Annotated in this window: 8 protein-coding genes and 1 pseudogene; 4 read left to right on the top strand and 5 right to left on the bottom strand. The window is 73.0% G+C overall.

All coding sequences use genetic code 11. From position 1 onward, the window contains the following. Positions 1–425: pseudogene (locus tag QH283_RS25060) on the top strand (hypothetical protein); the annotation flags it as partial. Between the two features lie 124 nt (positions 426–549). Here the strand turns inward: QH283_RS25060 and QH283_RS25055 are convergent. Both QH283_RS25055 and QH283_RS25050 read right to left on the bottom strand, forming a co-directional pair. Next, positions 550–867, bottom strand: coding sequence for a DUF2537 domain-containing protein (locus tag QH283_RS25055; protein ID WP_280505392.1), 318 nt, complete (start codon positions 865–867; stop codon positions 550–552). 11 nt (positions 868–878) lie between these two features. Continuing rightward, positions 879–1,682: a TrmH family RNA methyltransferase gene (locus tag QH283_RS25050; RefSeq protein WP_280505391.1), complete on the bottom strand. Its 804-nt coding sequence runs from the start codon at positions 1,680–1,682 to the stop codon at positions 879–881. A 95-nt stretch (positions 1,683–1,777) separates the two neighbouring features. Between QH283_RS25050 and QH283_RS25045 the strand changes: the two genes are divergently transcribed. Beyond that, the gene (locus QH283_RS25045; protein WP_414689556.1) at positions 1,778–2,191 is read left to right on the top strand and encodes a YccF domain-containing protein; all 414 of its coding nucleotides are present in this window, start codon (positions 1,778–1,780) and stop codon (positions 2,189–2,191) included. A 30-nt stretch (positions 2,192–2,221) separates the two neighbouring features. On the opposite strand, the gene QH283_RS25040 is transcribed toward QH283_RS25045, so the two are convergent. Further along, positions 2,222–2,659: a MarR family winged helix-turn-helix transcriptional regulator gene (locus QH283_RS25040; protein WP_280505390.1), complete on the bottom strand. Its 438-nt coding sequence runs from the start codon at positions 2,657–2,659 to the stop codon at positions 2,222–2,224. Positions 2,660–2,722: 63 nt separating this feature from the next. Here QH283_RS25040 and QH283_RS25035 point away from each other — a divergent pair, with 63 nt between their 5' ends. Beyond that, on the top strand, positions 2,723–2,962 hold the full coding sequence (locus QH283_RS25035; RefSeq protein WP_280505389.1) for a DUF2530 domain-containing protein: 240 nt from the start codon (positions 2,723–2,725) through the stop codon (positions 2,960–2,962). A gap of 7 nt (positions 2,963–2,969) precedes the next feature. On the opposite strand, the gene QH283_RS25030 is transcribed toward QH283_RS25035, so the two are convergent. Continuing rightward, complete coding sequence (locus QH283_RS25030; RefSeq protein ID WP_280505388.1) at positions 2,970–5,042, bottom strand: neutral/alkaline non-lysosomal ceramidase N-terminal domain-containing protein; 2,073 nt, start codon at positions 5,040–5,042, stop codon at positions 2,970–2,972. Between the two features lie 184 nt (positions 5,043–5,226). Here QH283_RS25030 and QH283_RS25025 point away from each other — a divergent pair, with 184 nt between their 5' ends. Next, entirely contained in the window at positions 5,227–5,808 is a 582-nt protein-coding gene (locus QH283_RS25025) for a TetR/AcrR family transcriptional regulator (protein ID WP_432420777.1), read from the top strand. 20 nt (positions 5,809–5,828) lie between these two features. Here QH283_RS25025 and QH283_RS25020 read toward each other — a convergent pair whose 3' ends face one another. Next, a complete protein-coding gene (locus QH283_RS25020; RefSeq protein ID WP_280505395.1) occupies positions 5,829–8,633 on the bottom strand; it encodes a sacsin N-terminal ATP-binding-like domain-containing protein in 2,805 nt (934 codons plus the stop codon). Positions 8,634–8,647: the final 14 nt, after the last annotated feature.

Here is an 8,647-nt window from a genome sequence, read left to right as displayed (position 1 = left end):
CGGCCCCCCCACGCCCCCCCCGCGCGGCACTGGTCCCGCCCGCGGCCGCCGCCGCGACCGAATCGGCAGAGGCGGCGCGGCCGGTGGACGAACCTCTGATCGGCCCGCCGCGTCGTGGCTACGGCCAGCGGAGCAGGTCGGCTGCCCCACAGTCCGGCGCGGCCACGGCCGTGCGGGCGAGCGAGCAACAGCCGCCCGTCGCGACGACGCCTCGCGAAGCCGCCACGCCCCGCGAAGCCGCCGCACCCCGCGAAGCCGCCACGCCCCGCGAAGCCGTCACACCCCGCGAAGCCGCCGCACCCCGCGACATCGTCACCGCGCCGCCCGAGGTCGTCGCCGCACCGCGGAAGGTTGCCGCGACGGCGCCGGAGAAGGAGCGTCGCGGGTTCCTCGGCTGGTTCCGCGACGCCACCAGGGCCACCTGACACCCGATCGGCCCCACCGAGAACGGCGCGAACCGACCCCGACACGCCGGAGCACGACCGATCGCGACGCGCGGACGTATCGGCGTGGCGGCGTTCAGCCCTCTGGACACCCGCCACACACCCTTCACAACGCCGCGAGACCGGCGAAGAGCAGACCGAGCCACCCGAGTCCGACGCCGGCGGCGCAACCGAGCAGCACCCATCGGGTGACCGGGATGTGCCGCCAGCGCCAGGCCGTCGGCGCGGCGCCGCCCACGGCGACCACGTTGATGAGCACGGACAGCAGCGGGTGCACCTGCCCGAGCGCGTAGCCGAAGGCGTAGACGGCCACCGTGGCCAGCACCGCGACCAGGGCGGCGACCGTCAGGCCCGCCGCCCAGGGCGTGGGGTCGCGGACCGGCGGCAGGGCACGGTAGGGGTCGTCGGCGGGCGGGGTCGTCACGGTCTCCCCCTTCACGTGGTGCGGATCCGTTCGTAGAAGGCCATCGCGGCGGCGGTGGCGACATTGAGCGAGTCGACGCCGGGCGTCATGGGGATGCGGGCGCGCACGTCGCAGGCGTCCATGGCCTCCTCGGTGAGGCCCGGCCCTTCGGCGCCGAGCAGCAGGGCCACCCGCTCGCCGGTCACGGCCTCGGCCAGGGTGACGGCCGCCGGGTTCGGCGTCAGGGCGACGAGCTGGAATCCGCGCTCGCGCAGCACGTCCAGATCCCGCGGCCAGGCGGCGACACGGGCGAACGGCACGCGCAGCACGTGCCCCATCGACACCCGCACCGAACGCCGGTAGAGCGGGTCCGAGCAGCGCGGGCCGAACACCACCGCGTCCACCCCGAGCGCGGCGGCGTTGCGGAACATCGAGCCCAGATTCTCGTGGTCGTTGACGCCTTCGAGCACGGCCACCGTGCGCGCCCGGTCGAGCACCTCGTCGAGGGTCGGCTCGGGTGGACGCGGCGCGACGGCGAGCACCCCCCGGTTCAGGTGGAAGCCGACGATCTCGGCCATGACCTGCGCGTCGGCCCGATAGCAGGGCACGTCGAGCCCGGCCAGGTCGTCGGCGAGGTCGTCGAGGCGCCTGCCGACGCCGAGCAGGGCTGCGGGGGTGAACCGCGAATCCAGCATGCGCCGCACCACCACCACGCCCTCGGCGATCACCAGGCCCTTGCGGCCGGGCAGGTCGGGGCGGCGGTCGGCGTCGGACAGGTCGCGGAAGTCGTCGACCCTGGGGTCGGCTGGGTCGTCCACGTCGATCACTTCGGCCACCCGCCCATCCTGCCGGCCCGCGCGCACGGCCGGCCGCGCCCCCGCCGCGTCACCCCCGGCGACCGGGGCACGAGCGCACCCGCCGGGAAACTGGCATGCTGGTGGGCGTGAAGCCGATTCAGTTGGTGCTCAACATCCTGTGGTTGATCTTCGCGGGCTTCTGGATGGCGCTCGGCTACATCGTCGCCGGCCTCATCTGCTTCGTGCTGATCGTCACGATCCCCTTCGGCATCGCCTCGTTCCGCATCGCGGTCTACGTGCTGTGGCCGTTCGGGCGCACCACGGTGGAGAAGCCGGGCGCGGGCGCGGGCTCGCTGATCGGCAACATCATCTGGTTCATAGTGGCGGGCTGGTGGCTGGCGATCGGGCACCTGCTCACCAGCATCCCGCTGTTCGTCTCGATCATCGGCATCCCGTTCGGATGGGCCAATCTCAAGTTCATCCCGCTGTCGCTGTTCCCGCTCGGGCGCGAGATCGTCGACAGCGACCGGCCTTTCGGCGAACGCTGAGCCGAACGCCGAACGCCGAACCCGGCGCGGCTACTCCGCCTCGGTGACGATCTCGTTCATCACGGCGATCGCCTCGGCGAGCACCGCCAGCTGCGATTCCGGCAGCCCGGACAGGCGCTCGGACAACCACGCCTCGCGCGCGCTCGCCTCGTCGGCCAGCACAGCCATGCCCGACGCGGAGAGCGAGACGATGATCTGACGCCCGTCGGTCGGATGCGGCTGGCGTTCCACCAGCTTCAGATCCGACAGCGACGCGATGACCCTCGTCATCGAGGGCGGCTGCACACGTTCCTTGGCGGCCAGCTGGCCCGGGGTCATCGCTCCGTCGCGGGCCAGGGTCGCCAGCGCGGACAGCTGGGTCAGCGAGACCGGTGAATCGGCGCGGCGGCCGCGGAGATGTCGCGTGAGCCGGACCACAGCCAGCGACAATTCGCCGGCCAAGGCTCTCACATCCGATGGCGTCGTCACCCGCCAAACGATACGGGACACACCGTGACCGCTGCGCACCTTCGCCGGGCTACCCTGGGGTCCGTGCCCACCGACGTTCCCGAGATCCCGCCGCGGCTCACCGACCCACGACCGGTGCTGGCCATCGGCATCGCCCTGTGGGTGCTGGCCACGATCGTGGTGTGGGCGAGCGGGGACCGCTGGGAATCCGCGCGGCCGGTGTGCCTCATGGGGATTCTCGTCGGCGGGATCGCGCTGGTGATCTACCTGGTCCAGCGCCGAGGCGCCCGCCGAGGGGCCAAGGGCGCGCAGACCGGGCTCTGAGCCCGGCTCAGCCGATGGTGAATTCGGCACTGGTACCGGTGAACGGCCGCAGACCGCCGTCGGCGGCGAGCTGATCGGCGAAGTGCACGAAGCGGTAGCTGCCCGCCGCGGCGTCGGCGGGGATGTCCCAGGTGAAGCGGGCCACCGACTCGGCGCTGCCGCGCCTGCTCCAGTGGAAGCGCACCGCCCACTCGCCCTCGTTGGCCACCCGCACCCAGCGCTGCCCCTGCCTGTGCTGGATCTCGCAGAAGGTGCCGTTGCGGCGCGGGTTGTGTTTCGGGTGCGCGGAGACGAATTCGACCGAGGCGCGCTCGCCGCGCGCGTAGGAGGCGGCGGGCTGGACGAGCACGTCGCCGAAGGCCGTGCCCGCCGGGGCGGCGTCGGGGCCAGGCGCCGGGACGAAATTCGGCTGCAGAGCCGACACGTCGCGCGGGGCCGGGCCGCGCCCGACCGCCGCGCCCGCCGCGAAAGCCGTTGCCAGCCGCGTGAACTCCTGCACGTAGGCGGGCAGAGTGTAGCGGCCGTACAGGGTGGAGCCACCCTCGTACTGCTGGGCGTCGTACTCCTCCGGGGTGGTCACGTACTGGTGGTAGGCGTTGGCGTAGCCCTGCATGAGCACCTGGTCGACCGGGACGCCGAGGGCGGCGGCCACCGCGCGGCGCACCCGCAGACCGGCCACGATGGTGAACTCCCCGCCCGCCGCGGCCAGATACAGCTCGCCGATGCGCATGATCTGGATCGGCACCACGCTCGGCACCCACGGCACCGGCGGCAGCAGGCCGAGCGGCGCGACGATCACCTTGGGCGCCTGGGCGTCGGCGAGCCAGGACGGCGCGGGCCGCGATGGATCGCCGAGCGCGTCGATCAGCGGATTGCGCACGCCCTCCGGCACCGGCGATCCGGGCAGGCCGGGGCCGTCCTCGACGCTGCCGGCGACGAGCGAGACCCCGGCGGCCGCCGGGGCGGTGTGCCTCGGCTGCCCGTCGGGGGTGAAGCGGCCGTCCACGGCGATGTCGGACAGGTCGATGTAGCAGAGTTGCGCGCCCACCGGCCCGGCGATCGGGCGGGCGGCGGCCAGCGCCGATTTCGACGCGGCGTACTGACGTTCGCCGATGATGCGGGTGTTCTCGAACTCGTCCTCGGTGGGCCCGGAGCCGGGTCGCAGGTTCAGGTTCGGTGACATGTCGCCCGCGTTCGTCTGGGCGAAGGCCGCGATGAAATCGGGTTGTCCGTCCAGATAGCGGACGCCGTGGTCGATGTGCTCGTGCGCGAACGAGGCGTAGCCCTTGTTGTCGGAGCTGATCAGCCGGTTCTCGTTGGTCATGGAGGTGTTGTGGGTGGCGAACCAGGTGATCGCGCCGACCCGCCTGCCGCCCCGGTCGATCGCCAGCGCGGTCACGGCCGGGTCGACGGCCTCGGGGAAGACCGCCTTGTCGGTGTCGGGATTGCGCTCGAAGGCCACCAGGGAGCGGTTCACGCTGGCGTCGCGCAGTTCGGCGCGGCCGAGGGCGAGGGTGGCCGGGGCGAGATCGTCGTGGGCGGCGGCGATCGCTTCGACGATGCCCTGCACCTCGGCGTCGTAGACCTGCTGTTGGAAGCCGAGGATGGACAGGTTGTAGGCGTAGTCGTGGCTCGACCCGCCGCAGCAGGCGTGCGAATGCGTGGAGGTGAGCAGCACATTGCGCTCGGTGTAGAGATCGCCGTAGCGCCTGGCCAGTTCGAGCAGGACGCCGCGGTGCACGGACTGGAAGATCATGCCGTTCTCGGCGACGGCGAAGACCACCCGTTCCCCGCCCGCCTCGAACACATAGGCGCGGGCGCGGGGCCGCAGGTGGTTGCCCGCGGGGTCCTGGCCGTGCTGGTTGTAGCCCATCATCCCGCACTCGCCGGCGGGGCCGGTGATGTCGGAGATGCCGGCGCCGACCCGGTATCCGGCCGTCGGAGCCGCCGACGCGATGGCGGTCGGGCCAGGGGCCACCGTCGCGGCGACGGCGAGCGCGGCCGAGGCGGCGCCGGTGCGGGCGAGCAGGGTCCGGCGATTCATTTCCGGCGAACGGGTACCGCTGACAGCCTCGTGCATCAATCCTCCCTTTCTCCGGGTCGGAGCGAACCACACAACTGGACAATCGTCCAGTCGACAGCCTGATCGATACATGGGTAGCCGTGAATTGACTGCGGGAGTTCGGAACGCTTAACTCGCTGGAGTGTCCTCCCGATTGAGCGTCGAAGAACGACGGGCCCACCTTATCGAGGCGGCTATCGGCTTGGCCGAGAAGAAGGGCGTCGCGGGCGTGACCACGCGCGATGTCGCTCAGGCAGCTGGTGTTTCGCTCGGAGTGGTGCACTACTGTTTCGAAAACAAGGACGCGCTGATGACCGAACTGGCCAAAGCGCTGTCCATGGAATTGCGCGATTCCGTGGACGCCGACGAAACGGTATGGCAGGACGTCGGAACAGGAATAGAAGCGCTTCAAAAATTGGTGCGCGCGGGCCTGGAACTGATGTGGCTGAACATCGAGGCGACACCCGAACGTCAGCTGCTCACCTACGAAACCACCACCTATGCGTTGCGGGAGGGTGAGAGCACACCCGCGAAACTGGCCATCGCCCGCGAGCAGTACGCCTTCAACGACTCCACCGTCGCCGACATCCTCGACCACGCCCGCGAGGCGACCGAGACCGAGTGGTCGATCCCGGTGCAGATCCTGAGCCGGTTCACCCTCAACATGATCGACGGCCTCGTCCTGCGCTGGCTGGTCGACAACGACAGCGAAGCGGTGCGCACCCAACTGGACCTCATCACCGAGATGGTCACCGGATACGCCGCGCATCCCGCCGCCGGCTGAGGGCCGCGCGCAGAGGCCGCTCAGCCCAGCGGCGCCGGGGCCAGCACGTGGGTGGTGGCGCCCTCGCGCCCCCCCGGCACCGCCCCCGTGCCGCGCCCCGCGCCGGCGAGCCGCACCAGAAACTCGGTGTGCCCCACCAACTCCCCCGCCGCGTACTCCGCCGGGGCGGACTGCCCCGGGGCGGTGATCCGCTCGGGCGCGCCGGTCAGTTCGGCCAGCACCACCCCGAGCGGTTCGTCGGCCCAGCCGGTGCGCCTGCCCACGCCGAGCACCTCGGCGGTCACCGCCTCCGAGACCAGCGGCAGGTCGAGCAGATTCGCCAGCGCCGCCGCGTGCGCACCGCCCCCGGGGACCAGCCGTCGCGGGGTGACGGCCAGGCCGAACCAGGGCAGGTCGAGCACCATCGCCTCCCCCGCGTCCACGGCCTCGCCGGACAGCGCCCGCACCCGGTCGGGCAGGTCGAGATCGTCCACGTCGAGGGTGCCCGCGGCGACGGCGGCGGCGAGCCTGCGGTGGGTGCGCGCGACCACGGCGGGCGCGGGTGCGCGGTCCGGGTCGGCCAGGGCGTCGAGCAGGGCGTGCGCCAGGCCGGCGTCGATCGCGGCGGGGTCCGCGAGCACGGTGCGCAGCAGGCGCACCCGGTCGGCGCCGAGATCGCCGACGGGGAATTCCGGGAGCAGACCGGCGAATTCGGGGTCACCGGGGAAACGGTGGTGACCGAGCGGGATTCCGGCGTAACGGGCGTGTTCGCGCAACCACCACGGGGTGTAGCCGCGCGGGTCGCCGAAGAGTTCGGCGGTGCGCGGGTCGGTGAGCAGCAATCGCAGGGCGCGCGGCCAGGCGTCGTCGTCGACCAGATCGAGATCGCGCACCGCGGCGAAGTTCTCGGGATCGGACTCAAGCCCGGCCCACCAGCGTTCCTCGTCGTCGAGGTGATGGTCCGGCCCGGTCGGATCGGTCTCGGTGACGATGCCGAAGTTCCAGCCGACGCCGACGGCGCGCAATGCCTCCGCCCCGTGGGTGCGCACGGTCTCGTCGGCGACCACACCGAACGGCGAGTCCGCCACCAGCACCTCGCCCAGCGGCGCGCCCGGCAGCAGCAGTTCGTCGGCTGGCCGCGTCGCGCCGGTCTCGTCGGGCAGTTCGAGCAGGCCGAGCCAGTCCGGCAGCGCATCGGGCGCGGCGTGCGGGACCAACCGCAGCACGGCCGCGACGATCTCCGCGTCGGCCGGATCGTCGTCGAGCAGCGCGCGCAGCGCCGGGTCGGCGAGCAGGTCGGCGGCGGTCGCCGTCCGCGCCCCCAGCCTGGCCAGCAGCGGGTGCGCGGCCTCGGGATGCACCAGCCGCGCCCACGGCAGTGACACCGCCTCCCCCAGGCCGTCGTCGAGCGCAACGGTGCGCGGGCCGGTCACCACCCGCTCGTCGGACAGCGGAACCGCCAGCGCCCCCAGCGCTTCCGCCGCCACCGGGTCGACCACGAACGGCTCGAGCGCCGCGTACAGCGCGTGCCACCACCTCGGCGGACGGCGCAGGCCCGCCGTGGCCTCCGCGACGCGGGCCAGGCCGAGCCGGTGCACGTCCAGCACCGCCAACGCCTCGGCGTGCGCGGGACCGGACAGTTCCGGCGGCACCAGCGGGCCGAGCAGTTCGTCCAGCGGGATCGCCAGTTCCGGGGTCAGACCGGGAAAGACGCTCGCCCGCGTCGGGACGGCCACCGGCGCGTCGCCGGCACCGCCGGAACCGTCGCCGCCCCGCTCCCCCGGGCGGCGGTGGACCGGCAGCCAGGGGTGGGTGCGCAATTCGTGCAGAACCGCCTCGCGCAGCAGCCCGTCGATCTCACCGCGCGCGAAGCCGGGGACCGGGACCAGCGCCAGGCGGGCGTGTTCGGGCAGGGCGCGCGCGAAATCCGCGTAGCCCGCGGCGAGATCGGCCACCCGTGCGCCGGGGAGGGCGCGACGACGATCGGGCTGCATGGGCAGGTCGGCGACGAGGAGGGCGGGCAGCGACAACTCCTCGTCGGAGCGGGTCGGGGCGCGCAGCACGTCCTCGGCCACCGGCATCGGCCTGCCGTCGCGCACCGGGAGCAGCCAGCGCGACCTGGGGGCGCGATACTGCCACCAGGTGCGGGTGCCGTCCGGGGTGGTGATCCGCACCTCCTCCAGGCCGGGGCGGGCGGACTCGCCCGCAGCGCCGAGAGAGCGCGTCCGCGAGCCGAAGAGGTCGGAACCGACCCGGATCTCCTGGAGCGCGGGCAGTTCGAGCAGCAGGTCGACCGCCTCGGCGCGCATGGCGGCGAGCAGGGCGTCCGCGTCGACCTCCGGGCGGAGGCGCAGGACGATCTCGGTGTCCCAGCCCTCGGCGGGCGGGTGCTCGGCGGGCCAGGCCAGGCGCAGCACCGGCGGAGTGGCGACGGCGCCGGGCACGGCGGCCTCGGCGATGGCGGCGCGGGTGGCCACCAGGGAGAAGCGGATACCGCCCGCGCGGGACCGCAGTTCGATCTCGTCGGCGACCGAGCGGACGGCCGTGAAACCGACACCGAAGCGGCCGACGTTCGCACCGCCGTCCGGTTTCCCGGAGGCGCGCAACGCGGTCAGCGCGTGGACACCGGAAAGATCGAGGGGCGCACCGGTATCGGCGACGTGCAGGCTGTCGCCGTCGAGACGCACGGCCAGTCTGCCCGGCACACCGGCCTTGCTCGCGGCGTCGGCGGCGTTCTGGGCCAGCTCGGTCAGCAGCCGGTCACGATAGCCCGCCCGCACCAGGTCGGCCTCGGTGGCCGCGTCCTCGCGCAGCCGCGTCGGCGAATCCCGCCAGGCCGCGAGAATGCCCGCCCGCAGCG

The sequence above is a fragment of the Nocardia farcinica genome, from assembly GCF_029867845.1.
Classification (GTDB): domain Bacteria; phylum Actinomycetota; class Actinomycetes; order Mycobacteriales; family Mycobacteriaceae; genus Nocardia; species Nocardia farcinica_A.
Note: the sequence above shows the minus strand (reverse complement) of the source record. Positions and strands in the feature narration are given on the sequence as shown.

Excerpts from the sequence above, each read along its gene's own strand:
- QH283_RS25030 (WP_280505388.1), bottom strand. The coding sequence starts at position 5,042 with ATGCACGAGGCTGTCAGCGGTACCCGTTCGCCGGAAATGAATCGCCGG.
- QH283_RS25045 (WP_414689556.1), top strand. The coding sequence starts at position 1,778 with ATGCTGGTGGGCGTGAAGCCGATTCAGTTGGTGCTCAACATCCTGTGG.